Here is a 22,191-nt window from a genome sequence, read left to right as displayed (position 1 = left end):
CTATCACGTGGGCGACACATCAGGTGCACAACTTGGGCACGCGAAAGCCCCGCCCGTGGCCGAGCGGGGCTCTCTGGGTTTCGTGCGCGCCGTCTAGCGTGCGCTGATCACGTCATCGGGGGTTGGTCCCGCCCCGACCTTCACGGCGTGGTCGGGGCATGCGTAGAGCGTGGTTCCGGGCCCGCTGGTGCTCTGTATCCACCGGACCGGGATCGGGGCCCGTGTGACCGTCTTGCACTCGACACAGAGCGCCACGTGACCGAACGCGACGACCGGGAACAGTTCCGCCCTGGTCATGCCGACACCCCCGCAGTGGCGAACGCGGAAGCGGGGAAAGGGGCACCGTCATACGTGTACGGGTAGTCCACGCCGAGCGTTGCGAGTGCGGCAGCTCGTCGCCGCTCACGGATGACGCCGAGTTCAAGAGTCGTTTCTGATTGCTGCCGCAGCATCTCTCGGGCTTCCCCTTTGGTCGGTCCGGTCCACGGACGGGACCAGGGGTTGACCGGTTCGGGGGTCGGTGCGGACTGGTCTGCGAGGAATGCCGCGGAGTGGCGTCCGGGCCGGCGAGGGCGGACCACGGAGAGCACCAGGGCGAGGATGTGGGCGATAGAGTCGCGCATGAGTCGTTCAGCTCCTATATAGCTGTTCGGCGGAGCCCCGACGGGCCGGTCCTAAGCGGTCTGTCGGGGCGTTTTGGTGTTCGTTAGTTCGGGGTCTTCTAGGGGAGACGTGGAAGCCCCGCCTATGCGCACGGGGGATGGCGCACAGACGGGGCAGTACCGGGCCGCTGAGTGTTGCTTGCCGTCCAGCGGACCGGAGCTCTAGTCCTCCCGCGTTACGCGGGCATGGTCAGTCACGACACGGCGGAAGAGGTCGTGCAACGTCTGGCCGGTGTGGCGTAGACACCAGTCCTGAGCCGCTTCCTGCACTTCCTGCACTCCGGACTCTTCGTCACAGGTGACACAGAACGCCTCATAGATCACGCCGCCTTCCGGCACATGGCGGATCGTGTGGTCTACGAATCGGTACCCTGCACGCGTACTCATGCCGACGCCTCAGCGGTGCTCTCGCCATCGGCGTCCTCGTCGTCTTCCTCGGTGCAATCGGGCGCAGACAGGCGCAGTCCCCGGCATTCAGCGATCCGCAATGCGTCAGTCAGGCACTCCGACAGACGCAGTGCCGAGTACCGCACTTCCGCATTGGGTGCCGTGGGGTCGTCCAGCACCTTGCGGGCTTGCATGAGAACGTCCTCACCCATGGCAAGCTGCGCGGCTTCAAAGTCGTCGGCGAGGCGGGACATGAACCCGCCTTCGTCGTCGGTGCTCAGCAAGCACCGCTTGCCGTCCTCCGTCGTCCAGGGCAGCAACCGGGGCCGGTGCCCCGATGACACGTCGGCAAGGTGCTGCCGTCGCTGCCGGTCGCTATCCGTTCTCTGCATCGCTCCGGTCCCCTCTGCCACGTAGCCGGTGGAGGGAATCTATGAACCGTCAGAGCTTCAATCCACGCGTGCAGAGCGGTAGTTGAGCGATGCTGAGTGCCGAACTACCACGCTTCGCAGTACCTATCCGGCGACCCCGAGATGTACCGCCATGCTCCGCATTTCTTCGGTCAGCGTCCGCTTACGAGTCTTCAGGATGTCCGTCATGACGTACTGGGCCATGGGTTGGTGCGTGATCCAGCCCTCCGCGCGCTGCCTAATCTGCATCAGCTCGCCCATGGCTTCCAGGTGCTCGCCGGTCGCAACGTAAGCCTTGGCCACGTCCAGGCGATGACGGTTCCAGTTGTTTGGCGTGACCACACCGAGACCGCGCATACCGCTTGCGCTCACCGGGCCTTCGTCGGCTCGCCGGAGCACTCCGCGCGCGTTTCCGGTCAGTGACAGGTCTTCGATGGCCTTCATCTCGACCGTTGCCGGACCGAATCCACCCCAGTGGTTAGGGAATCCGGCATCCTCACGGCCCATGGCGCTTGCTGCCGTCGCTGCCATCCGTCGGGCCTCAGCGGCTACGTCCGGGCGGTTGTTCCGCACGCTGGACGCTGCGACCCGAAGCCACAGCTCCCCCCACACGGCCAGACGGTTCGTAGTTGCCTCAGACAGCCGGGGTTCGATCTCCGCTGCGGTCTGCGCCGCCAATTGCTCACACTCGTCGAATCGGTCCTGCCGCAGCAACAGCCAGCACATACCGACCACTCCCGTGGCAGCCGTGAGGGTCTGCCCGCTCTCCCGCGCAAGGCGGATCGCTTCGGCCAGCGCGTAGTAGGCCATGTCGTACTGCCTCACCTGAGTGAGGAACTGTCCTGTCATCAACAGCACTTGAGAGCGCGCCATGACTGCTTGTTGTTGCTCTTCCCCCTCAAGGACGTTGACGGCAGCTTCAGAAGAGCGAAGCAGCGGGGGGAGCAACTTGGCCACGGATGAGTAGCGGTCTTGGTCGTACAGCGCCCGCGCATCCCGGACCTTTTGGCGCGTCGCGTCCAGTCCCCCGGGTTCCGCTGGCTCTCCAGCGAGAGGAGCGGCAAGCCCGATGGGCGGCATGAGTGCCCGCCGCAGCTCCGCCAAGTGACGCCGGTTGGCGTCGTCTTGGGGACCCACCACGGACCGGGGTGCCTCAGTGGCAAACAGCGCGGATGTGGAGACCCCGAGCGCGCGGGCAAGGGTGTGCAGGGTCTCAACCCTGACGTCTCCGCCTTGCTCCACTTTGCGTACGGTGCTCAGCGACAGGTCAGCCGCTTCGGCCAGCCCCTCTTGGCTCAGTCCGGCCGTGCGCCGGAACTTCCTGATGTTGTCAGGCAACCCTGTGGACATTGGCACCACCTCACGTCAAGCGTATGCCCCCGCCGTAGCCGGGCAACTCTGATCAGTCAAGCCGGACCGCTCGCGAGATTATCTGACTCACCGCCAGAAGTGGAAAATGCCCCGCACCCAACTCCCCGGAAAGGGAAGTGAGTACGGGGCTTTACTGTCAGCGCTGTCAGCCGTTCACAACACCTGTCAGCCGTGCGGCGGCCCTTCCGCCGAACAGCGCGAGACCGCAGTAGAAGTCGATACGAGTCCGATAGACGGGCTTGTCGTGGGCCTCACCCAAGTCGGTTGCCTGCACTCCACCGTTGGTCAGACCGGACACTCCGGCATCCGCCTCGGAGGAGCCGAAACGCACGGCGTAGATATCTCCGGTCACCTTGCCACTCGTCTCCGTCGTGAGCGGCAGCACGTCCGTGCCGTCGAGCCTCTGCCCGGCATCCAGCAGCGGGAGCCCGTTCCACATGGTGGAGCGCTTCCCGGCTATCTCATTGACCAGGAGTTCACCCCCACCCAGACGGCGGAACCCGGACACAATCTTGGCCCGCAGTGCGCCGTTCATGTAGAGCGCGCCGTTCGATCCGCTGATCCCGCGCACCTGCGCGGTCAGGGCGTCCAAGGTGTCGAAGAAGTCGTAGCCGTTGGCGACGGGTCCCACGCCCTTCGCGTCGATCACCTGGCTTCCCATGAGTCGCTTGCGCAGACCGTCGAAGCCCTTCGGGTTCACCATCACATCGCCATTGAAGAACTGGTCAGAGAAGTGAATCGACGCAGCCTTGATCTTCATGTGGGTCTGAACGGCTCGCTGGTCATTCAGATTGCCGCGTGTCTGGACGATGAACTTGTCCAAGTCCGCGTCTCCGCCGAGGATGGCAAGCGTTTCAACGCGCTGGTTGAGTGCACCCACGCTCTCCGGATATGCCTCGTTTACGGCACGGAACGCGACGCCGGGCAGGGTAGATTCCTCGTTGTACTTGTATGCGCTCCCTTCAACTTGGATCAGCGGCAGACGATCGAGAATGGGAGACTCCTGAACAAACGTCTCCACTACACCACGCTGCAACTGGTCAAGTGTGAGCTTCGCTGATTCGGCAAGGGTAAGGGCCATGGTGCTCCTCTGGTCATTGTTTGAGTTACTGCGGTCCGGGGTTCAGTCCCAGATATCTGAGTCGTCCCCGCGGTCATCCGGCGGTGTCAGGCGGCCACGGGCGGACGGGGACAGCCCGAGTTCTCCGATGTACCGGGCGAGCTGTGAGCGGTACTGGCCTGCGATCGTGGCCGCGCCGTTCTTCACCGTGCCACGCTCGGCGGTCACCATGAGTCCGCGCTCGGAAAGGTCGCGTTCCGCCTGGTCGATGCGGGCCACGCACACGCACAGGTCTTTCACGGTGGCATGGTCCACTTCGCCAATTCCTGCGGCGACTTCCAGCACAGGTACCACGCGCCGCCATTCTTGGGATGCCACGTCCCGGCATCGCGCGTTCGCTGCTTCGATTTCGGTGAGCGGCGAGGACTTGAACACCTCGGCCCAATCGGGCTCAGCGAGGATCGCGCGGGGCACGATCACCCCTTCTTTGATAGCGGTCCTTGAAGGGTTCCCCTCTCGTGCCCGCTGAACTGCCGATTTTGGCCTGTATCTATCAGCCACGCATTCTCACTTCCTGGTTTCGACCCCTTTGCAGGCTCTCCAAAAACGCCCGCTGCACCGCCGCGTGTTTCCGCGCTCCCCAACGCTCAGTTCCGGAAGGAGATCGGGGCCGCCCCCTGGTCAATCCGGCGGGCGCTCGTTTGATTCACGGCGTGATCTCGCTTCGGCAGCGAATCCGCCCGGCTGATTGCGGGCTGTCTCGCGGTTGTGGCACGTGACGCACAGCGGGCGCAGATGCTTCGCCGCATCCGGGCTCGCCTCACCCATGGCAAGCAACTCACGTCGGCTCAATGGGAAGTGGTCGGCCACGTTCGCCGTTCGACCGCACAGCACACACCACGGGTTGGCGTACAGGTACGCCTTACGGATGCGCTGCCACCGTGTGGTGTAGACAGCGCCACCACGGGACGCACGGTTCGCGTTGGCCTCGCGCTCATGCTCTGCACACCGACCACCACGGGCGGTCAGCTTGGGGCACCCGGGTACCGAGCACGGAGGGCGTGGTTTTCGGGGCATGGGGCACCTCATTGCGCGGACATGATGGTTGATTTGCGCACCATCGACTCAACATGCGAAGTGTTATAGAAACGAGGAGAATTGGCTTGCGTTGTCCGCCAGGCTTGGAGGTGGGTGATGAACGATGAGTCCACTGAAACGCGTGAGCGCAGTACCCTTAAGGGCCATGTTGGATGGTGGATTGCGGCACTTTCCGGGATAGCCGGAATCATCGCTCTTGCCATCGGAATCCCCAAGGCGTGTGAAGACGATGGAATCACGCCGGACGAGTGGAGGCAAAAGGCATCAGGCGTCTGCGAAAGGCAGTTGACTGGTGTAAATGCCGGACTCATCAGCTCAGCTCAGTGGATCAGCTATTGGGCGAGCCAGCTTGCTTCCAGCCAAGCCACCCAAATTGATGCCGCTAACGCGGTGGCCGCCACGCAAACAGCCTCCGCAACATTCAAGACCTTCATAGGCAGCCTCCGCGAAATCGATCAACCGGAAAAGATGAAGGAGGATATCCGAAAGGCCCTTGACACCGGAAGCTACATGATGGACTCGCTGGGAGCGGCTGTGGTGAATGTCCAGAGCGGCAAGCTCGCCGACGCGTCAAGTCAACTCAGCGACACACAGTCAAAGCTCGCGGTGTGGCACGACCAAATGCGAGACCTAGGGGCCGATCATTGCGCTCGTTGACTCTTGGCTCCGAACTCTGCGCTTGTCTTCCCTTGGTGGCACGGACGGCACAGCACTTGAACGTTGCCGTCCGTGTCCTCGCCCCCGAGTGCGATCGGCTGCACGTGGTCCACGTCCACCACGTCCGCGAGGGCGAGGGACCCGCACCGGGCACAGCGGGCACCACCACGGGCACCGACCAGGGCACGGAGCCGAGCGGCCCCCGAGAACACCTGGACCAGCACCGCGCGGCGGGCACGCCGGGCACGTACCGAAGCCCGCTGTTCGTAGTCCTGATGGTGGCTCTCGCAGCGTCCTCGGTGGGTCGCCGGTCGAGAGCAGTCGATGCAGCGCACGATGCCCCCTGTCAGTGATGCGCCCTACATTGGGTGGATGACTACACCTGATGGCACCCCCGAGCCCACACCGGGCTACCGCCGCTTCGCTGGTCACTGCGGACTCTGCGGTCTCGGTCTCCAGTGGGAGGCATACAGCCTTACCCGACTAGTGGACAGCGAGGGGCTTACGTACTGCGAGCCCGCACAAGGTCCTCACGTCGTGAACTAGTGCCGACCCCATCCGTTGGGTCAGTCGCGCGGTGTGATTGTCCTCTCCAGCTCGGCCTATCCGGACACAGTGGGGAGACCACACGGGCTTACAACCCCGTTCGGCGACTCGCGGACGAGCCGGTTACTGATGGGCGGTGCAGTCTCCCCGCGCTATGCCTCACGACCCCTGCGGCCACCCCAAGCGGGTGCGTGGTGCACGGGCAGAACTGGTGTGAGAGTCGGGCACACAGACCGCCGATTCCGGACTGGTGGGGTGCGCGGTAACCCGCTCTCACTGTGTTGTGGAGAGCGGGAAGATCCCGGTGCCCGGTCTCGGGCCGCTCGGGGTCGCACTTGCTCCCTCACTGTGTAATGGGGAGCAACGAATTCCCGCACCCGCGGCGAAGCCGAGCCCGCCCCGCTGAACTTCCCATCCCGGACCATGACGGGATGACGGTTCGGATGCCGTTTTGGTTTTCTCTATATTTTTCTATGTGCATTCAAAAAAGTAGGTCTAACCGTCATACCGTCATGGGTCCGTCCGCTGGTCGCGCCGCCCCTTCGAAGCCACGAGCGCCCGTGCGCAGAGAGCCCCGGCGGTCCGTGAGGGACTGCCGGGGCTGTCTTGGGGCTTGTGCGGCCCCGGTCGTACTGCGTCCCACAAGGGGGGCACCAGTGCCTAACCCGCACGCTCCATTCTGGTGCGGACTAGCAGCGAGGGTATCCCGCCCCAACCGAGCGTCACCCGCGGACCGGAATCCGCTCGGGCACCAGCACGGCAACGGGCTCGGGATGCTTGAGGGCGGGATCTGTAACGGGCTCGGCGAGGGTGTGTACCGGTTCGGCCGTGGTCTCCGCGAGGCGTGCCATGGAACCGGGCACCGGGGGAACGTCCGTTCCGGTGGCTTCGGCTTCGGTGTCCGCAGCGGCTACGGCCACGCCTTCCGCGGCGGGGTCCAGCTCACCCGTCATGGTGAAGGCAACGCGGGACGTGTCCAGTTTCCGCCACCCGCCACGGGTGCCGCGCCGTACGTCCAGCCGAACCCCAGCTTCAATCAGCATGGCTCGCCGGCTCGCTGTGTCTGCGGCTTCCCACTCGTCCGCGAACGTGAGGCCGGTGGGGGTCACGAGGCGTTGCGGTTCGACCTTTTCACGGGTCTCCAGCTCGGCTATCCGGTTGTCGAGAGCGTCCGCGCGTTCCTGCCATGCCTGCTGCGCGTGCCGGGACTTCTGGCGTCCCTCTTGCTTCTGGTGCTCCTCGAACTCGGCAAGAGTGGCTCGTAGTTCGGGCTCGGGGTCATAGCCCGGAATCTCGACGACGTGTTTCGTCTGGATCGGGCCGACCAGCCGCAGGAACTCGGCGGTGACGTATTCGTCGGTCCAGTCCGCTCGGATGTTGGCGGGCAGCTCGCACAGGTCGCCCCGCGCGTGGCTGTTGCACTTGTAGAAGTCGTTCACGCCTGCCCCGTTGCGGGTCGGCTTACACTGGTACATGCGGCCCCCGCAGTGTGCGCAGTGGATGACCCACAGTAGAAGCGCGTTGGTGTCCTTTCGTACGCGGTTGTCGATGCTCCGCGCGTCCAGCAGTGCGCCGATGCGGTCGAACTCCTCGCGGGTCATGATCGGGGTTTCGGTGTGCATGATTGGGCTGCCCTGGTCGTCCCGGACGGGCTTGCCCAGGTGCATCTTCCAGCCGAGCAACGTCGCGTTCTTGAGCATCCGAGTCAGAACCATCGGGTTCCAGTTGAACGCTTCCTTAACGAGACCCTTGCTCCCGCCGGGCCGCCCGCCCTTGGCACGGTTCTGCTTCATGGCCCAGTGATCGCGCGGGCTCGGAACCTGGTCCTCATTGAGCCCGACTGCCACGGCGGAAGCGGTCTTGCCTTCCAATAGCTCACGCACGATGCGCTCAATGATCAGCACGGCGTCTGGGTCGGGGACGAGCGTCCAGCCGATGCCGCCGTGTTCCTTGGGCATGGGGGCGGGCATGTAGCCGTACGGGGGCTTGCCGCCACCCCAGGGCGATTGCAAAGTCGTGGTGATCTCTCGGATGTGCAGGTCACGGCGGTATGACGATGCTGGTCGGGTGCGCGACCGGACGCAACGAAGCTCCGTTGTGGAGGTGACCTTCCCAAGTCGCCGTCCCACAACGGAGCTTCGATGTGCCGTCAGTCTGCCACCGTCTGTCTGGTCAAGTCGCCCACCCGTCAGCACCGTGCGATCGGCCCGCTGGCGACACGGCTGCGGGCACTGGCCGATCCGCGGTGCCGGCGGGGGAAGCGTCACCCCTTCGTGGCAGTACTGCTGATCGCCTGCTCCGCCGTGGTGACCGGCGCGAGGAGTTTCGTGGCGATCAGCGAGTGGGCGGCCGAGGCCCCGCAGGACGTCCTGGCCAGGCTCGGTGCCCGCACCGCGACCGCCCTGGCCGTGCGTATCCCGCCCAGCGGCGCGACGGTCCGCCGGGTCATCAAGGACACCTGCCCCGGCGGCCTGGCCGACCTCCTCGGCCACGACCCGGCCGGCACCGCCACCCTCGCGATCGACGGCAAGAGCGCCCGCGGCTCGCGCCTCGGCGCCACCCCGGCCGCGCACCTGCTCGCCGCGATGACCGGCACCGGGATGACCGTCACCCAGCTCAGGGTCCCCGAGAAGACGAACGAGATCACGTGCTTCGCCGCTCTCCTGGACCCCTATGACCTGCAAGGCGTCACCGTGACCGGCGATGCCCTGCACACCCAGCGCGAACACGCCCGCTTCCTCGTCGACGTCAAGAAGGCGCACTACGCCTTCACCGTGAAGCGGAACCAGAAGAACCTCTACGAGCAACTGCGGACCCTGCCCTGGCAGGAGGCGACGGCGAAGTTCTACGACCGCACCACCGGCCACGGCCGCAAAGAGACCCGGGTCGTGCAGGCCCTGACCGTCACCTACCTCGGCGTCGACTTCCCCCACGCCGCCCAGGTCGCCAGGGTCGTCCGCCACCGCACCGACACCAGGACCGGCAAGCAGAGCCGCGAGACCGTCTACGTGATCACTGACCTGACCAGCCGTCAGGCATCCCCCGAACGGATCGCAACGATCTTGAGAGCACACTGGGTGATCGAAAACAGGCTCCACTTCGTCAGGGACACCGCCTTCCGCGAGGACGCCTCCAAGATCCGCACCGGGCACAGCCCGGAGAACATGGCCACCCTCCGCAGCTTCGCCATCAACCAACTCCGCGACGCCGGCCACACCAACATCGCCGCCGGACTCCGCACCACAGCCCTCCGCCCCTACGAGCGGCCGCTGGCCCTCCTCGGCCTCAACTGACCTGCACCGACGCCCGATCAAAGGACTTTGCAATCGCCCTGGCCGCCACCCCCCCCCACCGAAGCGGCATCTTCCGCATGGCTGCCATGGCTCCGGTAACTCGGTCGCTGGTGCTCTGGGATTCCACCTGAGCGGCAAAGGCGAGCATCATCATCATGAGTTCACTCATGGGGTCCATGGGGTTGCGGAAGTCGAACACGAGCCGACCCCCGCCGATGCCCTCGGCGAAGACGAGCATCTTTCGGTGTTGCTTCGCCCACTTGGCTAGGTCGTGCATGTCGCTCATGGACCGGATGGCACGGTCGAAGCGCCACCAGACCAGCGCGTCGAACTCGTCCGGGCGGGCGAGCCATGAGCCGAGCGCGGGACGGTCGAACGGGGAAATCTTGCTCGCGGACACGTCAAGGTCCACGGCTTCGCGGAGTCCGTCACCCTCGCCGAATGCGATGTTGAGTGCGCCTGCCGCTATGTCATCGGCTTCGCGCTGTCGCTCGGGGCTGGTGGTCTCGTCAGTGAGTACGGAGAGCCGGACGCACCGCACACCCCGAAGGGTCTCGGTGTAGACCGTCCCGGCGAGGGGGTCACGGGTAGTCGTCATGCTCTCTTTGGGGAGCAACGAATTCCCGCTACCGCCCTTGACCAGCACCGATGCCACCATGGCCACACTCCAGAACCGCTAGAACGGAGTGTTGGGAGATCCGGAGGGCAACGAGTTCTGCTTTGTGCAGGCAGGGGGAGAATGACGGTGAGTGCACCGCCGTCCCGAGGAGGCCCGCCATGCGCCTGCGCAGCACCAAAGTGCCCCGGGACGCCGTCCACCATCCGGTCTTCGCCCGCTTCTACGCCAGGTTCAGCGTGGCAGCCGACAGGAATGCCGGTATTGCCGCGTACCGCAGAGAGCTCCTCGACGGCCTTTCCGGCCGCGTGATCGAGATCGGCGCGGGCAACGGTCTGAACTTCGCGTACTACCCGCAGGCCGTGTCCGAGGTCGTCGCGCTGGAACCGGAGCGCAGCCTGCGGCACTTGGCGACACAGGCCGCACGCCGCAGCGAGGTCCCGGTGGACGTGGTACCCGGCGCGGCGGAGGCGCTGCCCGTCAAGAGCGAGGCCTTCGACGGGGCCGTGGCATCACTGGTGCTGTGTTCGGTACGGGATCTCCCGCGGGCTCTCGGCGAGATCAAGCGGGTGCTGCGTCCCGGGGGTGAGCTGCGGTTCTTCGAGCACGGTCTGGCCGAGGACAAGGGCATGGCGAGGACCCAGCGCGCTCTGGACCGCACGGTCTGGCCGCTGATGTTCGGTGGTTGTCACACGGCACGGGACACGATCGCCGCGATCGAGGCGGCGGGCTTCGAGCTGGGGATGTACCGCAGGCTGCGGGTGCCCGAGCGGGGTGTGAGGCTTCCGTCGTCCCCCTGTGTGCTGGGCGTGGCCCGGCGGCCGTTCGGCACGGACCTGCCGTAGGGCCTTCCGCGTGGCGGCCCGGCCGTCCCGGTCCGGCCGGCCGGCGAACGCCAGCAGGGCGTCGGCCCGTTCCCTCCCGGTGGCCGGCCGATCGGCCTGCTTGCCAGGCTCGATGTGCTTCCCGTACCCGGGCATCGGCGGAGCCGGCCACGGCTGGGGTCATGCGTCTGCCGCACGAGTCGAGTGAGATGCGCTGGTGCCGCATGTGCCGAGCAGCCCGGCCGGAGCTTCACCCGGACGGACGCCCTCCAACGATCTGGTTCACCAGGGCCGATCCCGTACACAAGGGCTCACTGGCTCCACTGGCGCAGTTCGTCGGCGATGGCGCGCACATCCGCCTTGCCGTGCTTGACCAGTCGTGCCAGATCCCGCACCTGCTCGGGTGAGGTGACCACCTTGAGCCCGCTGGCGACGAGATAGCCGTAGGCGACGGCGGAGGCGAACATGGCGTTGGAGTGCTCCAGCGCCGGCACATGCAGCAGCAGTTGCAGCAGGCAGGCCGCGCGGGTGTGCGGGTCGCTGTAGACGGGGATGCCGAATATCTCGGCATCATGGCGGCTGACGGCGGCGACGAGGGCACCCCAGTCGGTGACCTGCGGGTCGCCCGGGGTCTTGTGCTCGGCGACCATGAGCAGCCAGGCGAGGTCGATCCGAAGGGTCAACGGCTGCCTTCGTCCGAGGCGTCCGGCCGCGTGCCGTCGGCCTTGTCCGTGTCCGCGCCCTTGCCCGTACCGAGCTCGCCGAACTCCTCGGCGAACACCGACTCGTAGCTCTTCATGAAGTCCGACGCCGCCTCCACGAAGGTGCGTCCCACTTCGCCCGCGTCCTGTTTCACGAGTTCCTCGATGTAGCGGTTGACGCTCATCCCGCGCTGCGTCGCCCGCTGGCGCGCGGCCTCGGCGGTCGTCTCGTCCACTCTCACGTTCAGCTGGGTCTTCGCCACCCTCACAAGCTAGCGGGCAGGCGCTAGCACCGGCAAGAGGGCTTCGAGTGCCCCTTACACCGACCCGGGGACCGGACCCGCGAGGGATGCCCGCACGCGCGTGTCCGATCTACGCTCACCTCATGGAGGGGAGCCGGAGCGGCCACGACACGGGAGGCGGCCTTGTCCACACCTGCCACTGCACCTGCTCACGACCGGGCCACGGGCGTACCGCTCGCCGCCCGCGCACGGGCTCTGACCAAGGCGTACGGCACCGGTGAGACCGCCGTACGCGCCCTGGACTGCGTCGATGTCGACATCCTGCGCGGACGGTTCACCGCGGTCATGGGCCCGTCCGGCTCGGGCAAGTCCACCCTGATGCACTGTCTCGCCGGTCTCGACACGGTCTCCGCCGGCCAGGTGTGGCTGGGAGACACGGAGATCACTGGTCTGAAGGACCGTGAACTGACCCGGCTGCGCAGGGACCGTATCGGCTTCATGTTCCAGGCGTTCAATCTGCTGCCCACCCTGACCGCCGCGGAGAACATCACGCTCCCCATGGACATCGCCGGTCGCAAGCCCGACCGCGCATGGGTGGAGCAGGTCATCGACACGCTCGGGCTGCGCGACCGGCTGAAGCACCGCCCGTCACAGCTCTCTGGCGGTCAGCAGCAGCGGGTGGCCTGTGCCCGGGCGCTGGCGTCACGCCCGGAGCTGATCTTCGCGGACGAGCCGACCGGCAACCTCGACTCGCGGGCGGGCGCGGAGGTGCTGGGCTTCCTGCGTGAGGCCGTCGACCGGCTGGGGCAGACCGTCGTGATGGTGACCCACGACCCGGGCGCCGCCGCCCATTCGGATCTGGTGCTGTTCCTCGCGGACGGGCAGATCGTCGATGTCATGCCCGAACCGACGGCCGAGGCCGTCCTGGAGCGTATGCGCCTGTTCTCCGGAGGTCGTCAGGAGACCTCCGACTCCGAGACCCTGAGCGAGAACTGAGGACCCGGTGCTCAAGGCAACACTGCGGAGCTTCTTCGCACACAAGGGCCGGCTCATGCTGTCGGCGCTCGCCGTACTGCTGTCCGTGGCCTTCATCAGCGGCAGCCTCATCTTCTCGGACACGGTCGCCCGCACCTTCGACCGGCTCTTCGCCTCCACCTCGGCCGATGTCACGGTCTCGCCGAAGAAGGGCATCGACGAGGCCGTCCCGACCGGAGTCGTACGCACCGTGCCCGCCTCGCTCGCGGGGCGCATCGGCTCGGTCCCCGGTGTCGAGGCCACCCACGTCGACGCCGCCGTGCAGAACCTCACGGTCGTCGACGACAAGAACGAAGCGGTCGGACCCACGACCGGCGCGCCCACCATCGCGACCACCTGGCGGGTCTCCGACCGCAGTCCGGTGAAGCTCACCAGCGGGCACGAGCCGCACGGCCCCGGCGAGGCGCTGCTGGACAAGGACACCGCCGACAAGAAGCACCTGCGCATCGGGGACACGCTCACCGTGCAGGCACAGCCCGGCTCGTTCCAGGTGAAGATCGTCGGCATCGCGACGTTCACGACCACCAATCCCGGCGCCGCGCTGGTGTTCCTGGACCCGCCGACCGCCCGGACCAAGCTGCTGGGCAGGCCGGACGCCGCCACCTCGGTGTCGGTGGACGCGGCCGAGGGCGTGAGCGACGAGACCCTCAAACAGCGGATCGTCGCTCAGCTGGGTGATACGTACGAGGTGAAGACGGCCGACGAGCAGGCCGAGTCCGCCGCCGCCCAGCTGGGCCCGTTCCTCGATGTCATCAAGTACGTGATGCTCGGCTTCGCCGGTGTCGCGGTGCTGGTCGGGATCTTCCTGATCGTCAACACCTTCTCGATGCTGATCGCCCAGCGCACCCGCGAACTGGGGCTGCTGCGGGCGCTCGGTGCGGACCGCCGCCAGGTGCGCGACTCCGTGCTCGCCGAGGCCCTGCTGCTGGGACTCGTCGGCTCGACGCTCGGACTCGCGGCGGGTATCGGGCTCGCGGCCGGGCTCATCGAGCTGATGGGACTGCTCGGGATGAATCTGAGCGCCGCCGAGATGGTGGTGGGTGTGGCGACGCCGGTGTCGGCATACGTGGTCGGTCTCGGCGTCACCTTCGTCGCCGCGTATCTGCCCGCCCGGCGGGCCGCGAGTGTCTCCCCCATGGCGGCCCTGTCCGATGCCGAAGTCGCGGGCGTCGGGCGGCCGTTGAAGGTCCGGGCCGTCGCCGGGGCCGTGGTGGGCGCGGCGGGGGCCGCGGCGCTCGCGGGGTGCGTGGTGAGCGAGAAGACCTCGTCGGCTGCGTCTCTGCTGGGGCTCGGCGTGGTGCTCACGCTGATCGCGACCGTGGTGGCGGGGCCGCTGCTGGTGCGGCCGGTGATCCGGGTGCTGGGCGGGGCGTTCCCCAGGCTGTTCGGTTCGGTCGGCCGGATGAGCCAGCGCAACGCGCTGCGCAATCCACGGCGTACGGGCGCGACCGCGGCCGCGCTGATGGTCGGCCTGGCGCTCGTGGGCGGTCTGTCGATCGCCAGCGCCTCGATGACCAAGTCCTTCGACGACCGGATCGACAAGACGCTGGGCGCCGACTTCGTCGTGCAGAACGCCAACTTCGTGCCGTTCCCGAAGGAGATCACCGAGAAGGTGAAGGCCGTCGACAGTGCGGGAGTCGTCGTACGGCAGCGATTCGCCCCGCTCGCGCTGACCATGCCGGACGGCAAGCGGGTGGAGTCGACGGCTTCCGGATACGACCCGCGGCTGGACGAGGCCGCCCACATCACCTACGCCGGCGGGGACACGGCCGCGGCGCTGGCACCGGACAGCATCGCGATGAACCGCGGGTACGCCGAGGACCACAAAGTGCGCATCGGCTCGGTGCTGCCGGTCGAGTTCGCGGGTGGCCGAAAGGCCCGGCTCACGGTCGGCGCGCTCACGGAGATGGACCAGAGCGGCGGGCCGGGGATGCGGGGCGGGCTGTTCATGGGGCTTTCCACCGTGGAGAGGTATCTGCCGGGCGGTCAGGAGGCCGTGCTGTACGTCAACGCGGCGAGCGGCAGCGACGCCAAGGAGCTGCGCAAGGCACTGGAGACGGCCCTCGACCCCTATCCGCAGGTGCAGGTGCGCGATCAGGCCGACTACAAGGAACTGATCCGCCAGCAGATCGCCGTGATGCTCTACCTCGTGTACGCGCTGCTGGGGCTCGCGATCGTCATCGCCGTCCTCGGCGTGGTCAACACCCTCGCACTGTCGGTGGTGGAGCGGACCCGCGAGATCGGGCTGCTGCGCGCCATCGGGCTCTCCAGGGTCCAGCTGCGGCGCATGATCCGGCTGGAGTCCGTCGTGATCGCGGTCTTCGGCGCGCTGCTGGGGCTGGCGCTGGGCATGGTGTGGGGTGTGGCCGTGCAGCAGGTGCTGGCGCTGGAGGGGCTGAAGGCGTTCGCGGTGCCCTGGGGCACGATGGTCGCGGTCGTGATCGGCTCGGTGATCGTGGGACTCGCGGCGGCCGTGCTTCCCGCGCTGCGCGCCTCGCGCATGAATGTGCTGGCGGCGATCGCCCACGAGTAGGCCGGGGTCCGGTGCCGCAGGGCCGGCACCTGAGCGGTCGGCAGGCCTGCGCGCCCCACTGCCGGCCGCCGGTCCCCGCTGCCGGTCGCCGGTCCGGCACGCTCCGGCCCGTCTCGAACGGTGAAAGCCGCTGGCGTGCCCGCGTCCTCGCGCGCTTGGCTCCCGAGCATGATCGACCTGCGGATACGCACTGCCGGGCCCGAGGAGGCCGCGTCCGTACTGGCTTCTGGGCGCAGGCGGCGGAGGGTACGGGCATCACGGACGACGTGGACGGGGTCACACGACTGATCCAGCGGGATCCACGGGCGCTGATTCCGACCGAGTCGGAAGGCCGGATCGTGGGCTCGGTGATCGCCGGGTACGACGGGTGGCGCTGCTCGCTGTACCGGCTCGCCGTGCTGCCGTCGCACCGCAGGCGGGGAATCTCGGCCGCGCTGCTGGCGGCGGCGGAGCAGCGGTTCCTTGCCGTGGGAGGCAGGCGAGGAGACGCCATGGTGCTGGAGGCCAACGAGGGGGCGCACGGCGCGTGGGCCGCGGCCGGGTACCACCGCGAGGACCACTGGCGGCGCTGGGTGAAGCCCTTCTCCTAGGGAGTGCCGGCGAAGTGCCGCCCGGTCCGCGTCGCCTTCGGGGCGGACGCCGGTACTGTGCGGACACTCCCCAGCGCCCACGGCACCGGACGACTACGCCCGGGCCACCGCGTCCCAGAACACTTTGCCGACCCTTTACCATGGGTGGATCATTCACTCTCCCTTACGAAAGGTGTGAGCGTCCGTCCATGGACGAGCCTCCCAGTAGTCGACATCGAGCATTCCTCCAGCCCCTGCACGATCATGGGACGGAGGTGACCCGATGACCGAAGTGCTCCTGCTCGCCGTGGCGGTGCTGCTCTCGCTCATGTGCGGTGGCTTCGTCGCGGCGGAGTTCTCCCTCACCACGGTCGAACGCGGCGAACTCGAACGGGCCGTCGAACGCGGTGAGCGCGGAGCGGCCAGTGCCCTCAAGGCCGTCCGCGGTCTCACCTTCCAGCTCTCCGGCGCCCAGCTCGGCATCACGGTCACCAACCTGGTCGTCGGCATGCTCTCCGAGCCGTCGATCGCCAAGCTTCTCCGCGGCCCCGTCGAGGCACTCGGGCTCTCCCCCTCGGCCGCCTCGTCGATCGCCCTGGTCCTCGGGACCGCCCTGTCCACGCTGGTGCTGATGGTCGTCGGCGAGCTGGTCCCCAAGAACTGGGCCATCTCCTCGCCGCTGGCCGTGGCGAAGGTGGTGGCCACCCCGCAGCGGGTCTTCACCGCCACGTTCAGGCCGTTCATCAGTCATCTCAACAACTCGGCCAACCGCATCCTGCGCCGGCTCGGCATGGAGCCGACGGAGGAACTGGCCTCGGCCCGCAGCCCTCAGGAACTGGTCGCCCTGGCCCGCCACTCGGCGAAGGCGGGCGCACTGGAGGCGGACACCGCCGAGCTGTTCGTACGCACCCTGAAGCTGGCCGAGCTGACCGCGGAGAACGTCATGACACCGCGCGTCCAGGTCACCGCGCTCGATGTGCAGGCCACCGCCGAGGACGTCGCCAACGCCACGCGCGCCACCGGTCTGTCCCGCTTCCCCGTCTACCGGGGCAGTCTGGACAGCGTCGTCGGGATCGCGCACATCAAGGACGTGCTGGCCGTCCCGGCCGAGCGCCGCCCCCGCCACCGCGTCTCCGAGCTGCTGCGCGAGCCGCTGCTCGTGCCCGAGAGCCTGACCGTGGACCGGCTCCTGGACCGGCTGGCGGGCAAGGGCACCATGGCCGTCGTCATCGACGAGTACGGGGGCACGGCCGGCGTGGTGACGATGGAGGACATCGTCGAGGAGGTCGTCGGCGAGGTGCGCGACGAGCACGATCCGCACGAGACCCCGGACCTGGCGCCCGCGGGCCAGGACGCGGACGGACGCACTCTCTGGTCGGCGGACGGCGCCGCGCGCACGGACCAGCTGGAGCGGATCGGACTGCGGGTGCCCGAAGGGCCGTACGAGACCCTGGCCGGTCTCGCCGCCACCCGGCTGGGGCGCATACCGGCCGAGGGAGACCGGATCGACCTGGAGGGCTGGCGGCTGGATGTCGTGGACGCCTCCGGCAGGCGTGCGGCCCGCGTGCTGCTGCATGCGCCGCTCCCCTGCGCCGACGACGCCGAGGAGGCCGGACGATGACCGCGATCCAGCTCCTCATCGGCCTGGTGACCCTGGTCGTGAACGCCTTCTTCGTCAGCGCGGAGTTCGCCCTGATCTCCGTGCGCCGCAGTCAGATCGAACCGCAGGCAGAGGCGGGGAACCGGCGGGCCCGCAGCGTCCTGTGGGGCCTTGAACATGTCTCGGCACTGCTGGCGGCCGCTCAGCTCGGCATCACGCTCTGCACGCTGGTGCTGGGCATCGTGGCCGAGCCGGCCATCGCGCACCTGCTGGAACCGGTGTTCGACGCGGTGGGCGTGCCGCACGGCCTGATCCATCCGATCTCGTTCGTGATCGCGCTGTCGGTCGCGACCTATCTGCACATGCTGCTGGGCGAGATGGTGCCGAAGAACATCTCGCTGGCGGAGCCCGCGAGGTCCGCGCTGCTGCTCGGACCGCCGCTGGTCACCCTGGCACGGGCGCTGCGGCCGGTGATCTTCATGGTCAACGCCTGCGCGAACGGGCTGCTGAAGCTGCTGCGGGTGGAGCCCAAGGACGAGGTGGCGGCGACCTTCTCGGACGACGAGCTGGCCCGGATGGTGCGGGACGCAGGCGAGGCCGGGCTGCTCGACGACCGTGCGGCCGAACGGCTGCGGGACGCCCTGGAACTGGGGCGGCGGCCGGTGCGCGATGTGGTGGTGCCGGTCGAGCGCGTGGTGTACGCGCCCTCCGGGACGACGCCCGAGCAGTTGGAGGCGCTGACAGCGGAGTCCGGGTTCTCACGCTTCCCGGTGATCGACTCCGGCCGGCGCATTCTCGGCTACCTCCATGTGAAGGACGCGCTGGACGCCACTCCCGGCGACGAGCCGTTCCCGGTCACCGCGCTGCGTCCCATCGCACGGGTCCGGGCGGCGACACCCCTCGACGACGTCCTGACCGCGATGCGGCGCAGCCGTACGCATCTGGCCGCGGTGCTCGACGAGGATGGCATTCCGGTAGGGCTCGTGACGATGGAGGACGTACTGAGGGAGCTGGTGGGCAGGCCCGACTAGTCCGGTCCCACCAGCCCGGACCCACGAGCCCGGGCCCCATCAGCCCGGACCGGCTAGCTCGCCTCGGTGACAGTGACGGTAGCGGCCCGTTCCGTGGTCTCGGTGAGCCCCGGGCCGGGCCGCCCGACTTTCGCCGCGCCGATCGCGGTGAGCACGGCGAGGAGGGTGGCCAGCCCTGCGGTGGCGAGAGCGGCGGGCCAGTCGACGTCGAAGAGGTCGGTGGCACCGGCCATCAGGACGGCGGCCAGGGACTGGGCGAAGGTGCGTACGGCGCGCTCCGCGGTGGCTTTCCAGAAATCTGCAGTGAACATGATCTGGACATACTACGGAACACGCCGTACCGACAGCCCCGGCGGAGGAACAACGGCCATCGGGAGTCCGCGAATTGGGGCGTCCGCCCCCCAGGGTTGGGGAGCGGACGAGCGTGCAGAACGTCGCGGACCGGCGGAACCGGGCGGACGCGAGCTAGAGCGCGGTCGCCGCCCGCCAGGCGTCCAGAACGGACCGGTCTCCGCCGACGCGGAAGCGGGCATCCTCCACCCGGTGCCGTCCGTACACGAGCAGCAGCAGGTCGCCCGCCGTGCCCTCGACGCCCGCGGCGGCCTCGTCCGCGCTCTTCGTCCAGGCGTAGGTGCCGTGCCCGAAGCTGATCGTCCAGGCCGCCCCGGTGTCCGTCGCCGTGAGTCGGACCGACCCCTCGCCGAGAGCGGCGACCGGCTCAGCGATCCAGGAGTAGTGCCGCAGATTCTCCAGGAACTCCTCGATGCCGTCGGCGGCCGTGCCCGCACCGATGCGCGGTTCGATGCCGAGCGCGAGCTCGGCGTCGGCGAGGTGGACGACTGCCTCGAACAGCAGCCGGCGCGGGAAGAAACGCACACGCTGATCGGCTCCGTGGGACCACATGGGCGTCTCGGGGTCGACATCGCGCAGGGTCCGCAGGCCGGCCTCGGCGCTCTCGGCCAGCCATTGGGGATAGGCCGCGGGGTCTCCCGGGAGTGCGAGGGGGACGTCCCGCGACCGGACGCGCTCGCAGGCCCGTGTGCGTACGAGATGTTCCGTCCAGCGGTGCGTGACGCCGTGGTGTCTGACGAGGTCGGCGAGGGTCCAGCCGGGACAGCTGGGCACGGGCGCGGCGAGGTCCACGTCCCGTACGGTCTCGACGAAACGCCGCACCACCTGCTCGACCGTGTCGCAGTACAGCTCGTGCTGGTCGTCGTCGAGGCCGAAGCCCTCGGGGAGGCGCAGGAGGTCGGCTCGCCAGGCTCCCTCGGGCTGCCGCCCGGCCGCCCGGCCCACCAGCCGCGAGAGCGCCCGTCGGTCGGAGGGAGCGAGCCGGTCGAGGAGATACGCGGTGGTCTCCAGCCATTTCACCGCCGTGTCGGGGTCGAGCACATCGTCGTCGCAGGTGTCGATCGAGGTCACCAGATCGGCCAGCGCCTCGGCCAGGGCGTTCAGCAGTGCGTCACTCACAGAGCTCCCCTCCCGGTACGGAACCGACGGACCTTACCGCGCGGTACGATCGCTCCGCCATGGAGATGAATGCCAACTACACCAGCTTTGTCGCGGTCGGCGATTCCTTTACCGAGGGCATGTCCGACCGCCTGCCCGACGGTTCGTACCGCGGCTGGGCGGATCTGCTCGCGGGGCGGCTCGCCGCCCGGACACCAGGATTCCGGTACGCCAATCTCGCCGTCCGCGGAAAGCTCATCGGGCAGATCGTCGACGAGCAGGTGGATCTGGCGGCCGCCATGCAGCCCGATGTGGTCACGCTGGTCGGCGGGCTCAATGACACGCTGCGCCCCAAGTGCGACATGGGGCGGGTGCGCGGGCTCCTGGAAGAGGCCGTGGAGAAGCTGACCCCTTCCTGCCGGCAGCTGGTCCTGATGCGCAGCCCGGGTCGCAACGGCCCGGTGATGGAGCGCTTTCGTCCCCGTATGGAGGAGCTGTTCGCGTACGTGGACGTTCTCGCGGCCCGGCACGGCGCCCTGGTGGTGGATCTGTACGGGGCCGAGGTGCTCGCCGACCAGCGGATGTGGGACCTGGACCGGCTCCATCTCACGGCCGACGGGCACCGGCGGGTCGCCGAGGCGGTCTGGCAGACACTGGGACTGGAGGCCGAGGACGACTGGCAGGCGGTGCTGCCGCCCGCGGTGGCGCCCGGCTGGGCAGCGCGGCGGAAGGGTGACCTGCGGTTCGCCCGGCAGTACCTGGGCCCCTGGATAGGCCGGCGGCTGACGGGACGCTCCTCGGGCGACGGAAGGCCCGCGAAGAGGCCGGACCTCCTGCCGTTCGAGCCTGGGCGTTCGTAGCAACCCACAAACCTGACCGGGCGCTGGCCTGCGCGAACCGCCAGGAGAATCAGGGCGCCAATGCCAGCCTGCCGTCCTCCAGCTCGGCGACCCAGCAGCTCGGCATTCGGCTGCTGACGACCGTGAACATCGCTGCGTCCCACAGTCCTGGGGCTGTCTCGGTACTCCGTGGTGTCGAGCAGTTCAGGGATACGGAGCAGAACTCGGTACGCAGTAGCGAGGACAGTGAGGTGAGCCTGGTCTGAGCCAGCTTATGTCTTTCGCCGCTCGGCTGGCCAGCGGTCCCGGCTCGTCGACGCCAGCCCTGCCGGGGCTCGCCGGCCAGGCTGTCGAGCTTTTCCGCGTCGGTGGAGGCTGAGGCTCCGTATCTCGGTGTGTGGATCACCCGCGGGTACTGTGGGCCGGGCGGGGCCGCCGTGCTGGGGCCCGGTGGTTCGTCAGAGCGGCTGCCCCTGGAAGGTGGGAGGCTGATCCCAGTACGAAGGGAGCGTGCTCGGCTGCCACGCCGGCTCGGGGCGGAAGTCGGACCATGTGCCGTCGAAGGGGAACTGCTCGGCTGTGGCGAGGCCGGGCATCCGCCCGCCCTCTGCGCGGATGCCGGCGGCTTGTTTGGTGTCCCAGAAGCCGGGGCGTCCTGTCAGGTCGGTGAACTCGTCGTCGTCTTTCCATCTCCACGTCCGCCGGTCGGGGTCGATGAGCAGGTCCAGGGCGTGGTCGATGTGGTCGGTTCCGGTCGGCCATCTGCCCGCGTCTGTCTCCAAGTTCACGTACCAACCAGCGAAGGTGCCATCTCTGTCGAATGACCACCACACCGAGTGCTGCGTGCCGGGCGGGGTGAGCATCAGCGTGCCGTAGGACTCCCATGTGGCTGGGGCGAGCATGGTCGGCACGCTCATCGCCAGGTATCTCGGCCAGTGGCGTGTGGGTGTTCCGTCGAGCGCGACGCGGCGCATGGTGGTCGAACCGGCTGCGGTCCACACCAGGAGCCCTCGGTCGTTGTCGGCGACGACCCGGCCGGACTGGACGTAGGCGATCCTGCCGTCCGGGTAGAGGCCCCGGCGTACGACGGTCTGGCCTTTCGCGAACAAGCTGCTGTTCCCCTTCTGTCTGCCGGCGTCGTTCCTCGGCCCGTCCGGCGGGTCGGGGCACGTACCGGCTCGGAGCCTGTCGATGGTGAAGAAGTCGCCGGCGCGCGCGGGGGACGTCTGCGTGGGCAAGGCGGCGGCCGCAGGGATGGGCGGCGACAC

The 22,191-nt window shown here is 68.1% G+C and carries 23 protein-coding genes and 2 pseudogenes; 10 read left to right on the top strand and 15 right to left on the bottom strand.

All coding sequences use genetic code 11. The features are described 5' to 3' along the window. Positions 1-93: 93 nt before the first annotated feature. The 7 genes from OG293_RS31725 to OG293_RS31695 form a co-directional block, all read right to left on the bottom strand. A complete protein-coding gene (locus OG293_RS31725) occupies positions 94-297 on the bottom strand; it encodes a hypothetical protein (RefSeq protein WP_406002185.1) in 204 nt (67 codons plus the stop codon). Further along, a complete protein-coding gene (locus tag OG293_RS31720; RefSeq protein ID WP_406002184.1) occupies positions 294-623 on the bottom strand; it encodes a hypothetical protein in 330 nt (109 codons plus the stop codon). Before OG293_RS31720 ends, OG293_RS31725 begins: the two co-directional genes overlap by 4 nt. Positions 624-824: 201 nt before the next feature. Continuing rightward, on the bottom strand, positions 825-1,049 hold the full coding sequence (locus OG293_RS31715; protein WP_406002183.1) for a hypothetical protein: 225 nt from the start codon (positions 1,047-1,049) through the stop codon (positions 825-827). Continuing rightward, positions 1,046-1,333, bottom strand: a complete 288-nt coding sequence (locus tag OG293_RS31710; RefSeq protein ID WP_406002182.1) for a hypothetical protein — start codon at positions 1,331-1,333, stop codon at positions 1,046-1,048. The genes OG293_RS31715 and OG293_RS31710 overlap by 4 nt, the downstream gene beginning before the upstream one ends. Positions 1,334-1,564: 231 nt before the next feature. Next, positions 1,565-2,809, bottom strand: coding sequence for a helix-turn-helix domain-containing protein (locus tag OG293_RS31705; protein WP_406002181.1), 1,245 nt, complete (start codon positions 2,807-2,809; stop codon positions 1,565-1,567). Positions 2,810-2,975: 166 nt separating this feature from the next. Further along, positions 2,976-3,911, bottom strand: a complete 936-nt coding sequence (locus tag OG293_RS31700) for a major capsid protein (protein WP_406002180.1) — start codon at positions 3,909-3,911, stop codon at positions 2,976-2,978. A 42-nt stretch (positions 3,912-3,953) separates the two neighbouring features. Then, complete coding sequence (locus OG293_RS31695; RefSeq protein ID WP_406002179.1) at positions 3,954-4,370, bottom strand: phage terminase small subunit P27 family; 417 nt, start codon at positions 4,368-4,370, stop codon at positions 3,954-3,956. A 714-nt stretch (positions 4,371-5,084) separates the two neighbouring features. Between OG293_RS31695 and OG293_RS31690 the strand changes: the two genes are divergently transcribed. After that, positions 5,085-5,645: a hypothetical protein gene (locus tag OG293_RS31690; protein ID WP_406002178.1), complete on the top strand. Its 561-nt coding sequence runs from the start codon at positions 5,085-5,087 to the stop codon at positions 5,643-5,645. On the opposite strand, the gene OG293_RS31685 is transcribed toward OG293_RS31690, so the two are convergent. Next, positions 5,630-5,749 (bottom strand): HNH endonuclease, encoded by a 120-nt coding sequence (locus tag OG293_RS31685; RefSeq protein ID WP_406003776.1) that lies wholly within the window; start codon positions 5,747-5,749, stop codon positions 5,630-5,632. The genes OG293_RS31690 and OG293_RS31685 overlap by 16 nt on opposite strands. On the opposite strand from OG293_RS31685, the gene OG293_RS31680 reads away from it, so the two are divergent. Then, a complete protein-coding gene (locus OG293_RS31680; RefSeq protein WP_406003866.1) occupies positions 5,702-5,998 on the top strand; it encodes a hypothetical protein in 297 nt (98 codons plus the stop codon). The genes OG293_RS31685 and OG293_RS31680 overlap by 48 nt on opposite strands. Before the next feature lie 915 nt (positions 5,999-6,913). Here the strand turns inward: OG293_RS31680 and OG293_RS31675 are convergent. Further along, positions 6,914-8,149 carry a recombinase family protein gene (locus OG293_RS31675; protein ID WP_406002177.1) on the bottom strand — a complete coding sequence of 412 codons (1,236 nt, stop codon included), beginning with the start codon at positions 8,147-8,149 and terminating at the stop codon, positions 6,914-6,916. A 183-nt stretch (positions 8,150-8,332) separates the two neighbouring features. On the opposite strand from OG293_RS31675, the gene OG293_RS31670 reads away from it, so the two are divergent. After that, positions 8,333-9,484, top strand: a complete 1,152-nt coding sequence (locus tag OG293_RS31670; RefSeq protein WP_331752099.1) for an ISAs1 family transposase — start codon at positions 8,333-8,335, stop codon at positions 9,482-9,484. A 49-nt stretch (positions 9,485-9,533) separates the two neighbouring features. On the opposite strand, the pseudogene OG293_RS31665 reads toward OG293_RS31670, so the two are convergent. Continuing rightward, positions 9,534-10,082, bottom strand: a pseudogene (locus OG293_RS31665) (recombinase family protein); the annotation flags it as partial. A 179-nt stretch (positions 10,083-10,261) separates the two neighbouring features. On the opposite strand from OG293_RS31665, the gene OG293_RS31660 reads away from it, so the two are divergent. Continuing rightward, a complete protein-coding gene (locus tag OG293_RS31660) occupies positions 10,262-10,945 on the top strand; it encodes a class I SAM-dependent methyltransferase (protein WP_406002176.1) in 684 nt (227 codons plus the stop codon). Positions 10,946-11,235: 290 nt separating this feature from the next. Here OG293_RS31660 and OG293_RS31655 read toward each other — a convergent pair whose 3' ends face one another. Continuing rightward, on the bottom strand, positions 11,236-11,607 hold the full coding sequence (locus OG293_RS31655; RefSeq protein ID WP_406002175.1) for a fic family toxin-antitoxin system, toxin component: 372 nt from the start codon (positions 11,605-11,607) through the stop codon (positions 11,236-11,238). Continuing rightward, the gene (locus tag OG293_RS31650; protein WP_406002174.1) at positions 11,604-11,888 is read right to left on the bottom strand and encodes an antitoxin; all 285 of its coding nucleotides are present in this window, start codon (positions 11,886-11,888) and stop codon (positions 11,604-11,606) included. Before OG293_RS31650 ends, OG293_RS31655 begins: the two co-directional genes overlap by 4 nt. 162 nt (positions 11,889-12,050) lie before the next feature. Here OG293_RS31650 and OG293_RS31645 point away from each other — a divergent pair, with 162 nt between their 5' ends. From OG293_RS31645 to OG293_RS31625, 5 genes and pseudogenes are all read left to right on the top strand, one after another. After that, entirely contained in the window at positions 12,051-12,863 is an 813-nt protein-coding gene (locus OG293_RS31645; RefSeq protein WP_406002173.1) for an ABC transporter ATP-binding protein, read from the top strand. A gap of 7 nt (positions 12,864-12,870) precedes the next feature. After that, positions 12,871-15,435 (top strand): ABC transporter permease, encoded by a 2,565-nt coding sequence (locus OG293_RS31640; protein ID WP_406002172.1) that lies wholly within the window; start codon positions 12,871-12,873, stop codon positions 15,433-15,435. 168 nt (positions 15,436-15,603) lie between these two features. Continuing rightward, positions 15,604-16,025, top strand: a pseudogene (locus OG293_RS31635) (GNAT family N-acetyltransferase). Positions 16,026-16,287: 262 nt separating this feature from the next. Then, positions 16,288-17,625: a hemolysin family protein gene (locus OG293_RS31630; RefSeq protein WP_406002171.1), complete on the top strand. Its 1,338-nt coding sequence runs from the start codon at positions 16,288-16,290 to the stop codon at positions 17,623-17,625. Then, a complete protein-coding gene (locus OG293_RS31625) occupies positions 17,622-18,635 on the top strand; it encodes a hemolysin family protein (RefSeq protein ID WP_406002170.1) in 1,014 nt (337 codons plus the stop codon). Before OG293_RS31630 ends, OG293_RS31625 begins: the two co-directional genes overlap by 4 nt. Before the next feature lie 53 nt (positions 18,636-18,688). Here OG293_RS31625 and OG293_RS31620 read toward each other — a convergent pair whose 3' ends face one another. Then, complete coding sequence (locus OG293_RS31620; RefSeq protein ID WP_406002169.1) at positions 18,689-18,946, bottom strand: holin; 258 nt, start codon at positions 18,944-18,946, stop codon at positions 18,689-18,691. A 154-nt stretch (positions 18,947-19,100) separates the two neighbouring features. Beyond that, positions 19,101-20,105 carry a maleylpyruvate isomerase family mycothiol-dependent enzyme gene (locus tag OG293_RS31615; protein ID WP_406002168.1) on the bottom strand — a complete coding sequence of 335 codons (1,005 nt, stop codon included), beginning with the start codon at positions 20,103-20,105 and terminating at the stop codon, positions 19,101-19,103. 59 nt (positions 20,106-20,164) lie between these two features. Between OG293_RS31615 and OG293_RS31610 the strand changes: the two genes are divergently transcribed. Further along, on the top strand, positions 20,165-20,944 hold the full coding sequence (locus tag OG293_RS31610; protein ID WP_406002167.1) for an SGNH/GDSL hydrolase family protein: 780 nt from the start codon (positions 20,165-20,167) through the stop codon (positions 20,942-20,944). Positions 20,945-21,381: 437 nt separating this feature from the next. On the opposite strand, the gene OG293_RS31605 is transcribed toward OG293_RS31610, so the two are convergent. Further along, positions 21,382-22,161, bottom strand: a complete 780-nt coding sequence (locus OG293_RS31605) for a DUF402 domain-containing protein (RefSeq protein WP_406002166.1) — start codon at positions 22,159-22,161, stop codon at positions 21,382-21,384. Positions 22,162-22,191: the final 30 nt, after the last annotated feature.

This window comes from Streptomyces sp. NBC_00829 (genome assembly GCF_045161795.1).
Classification (GTDB): Bacteria; Actinomycetota; Actinomycetes; order Streptomycetales; family Streptomycetaceae; genus Streptomyces.
Note: the sequence above shows the minus strand (reverse complement) of the source record. Positions and strands in the feature narration are given on the sequence as shown.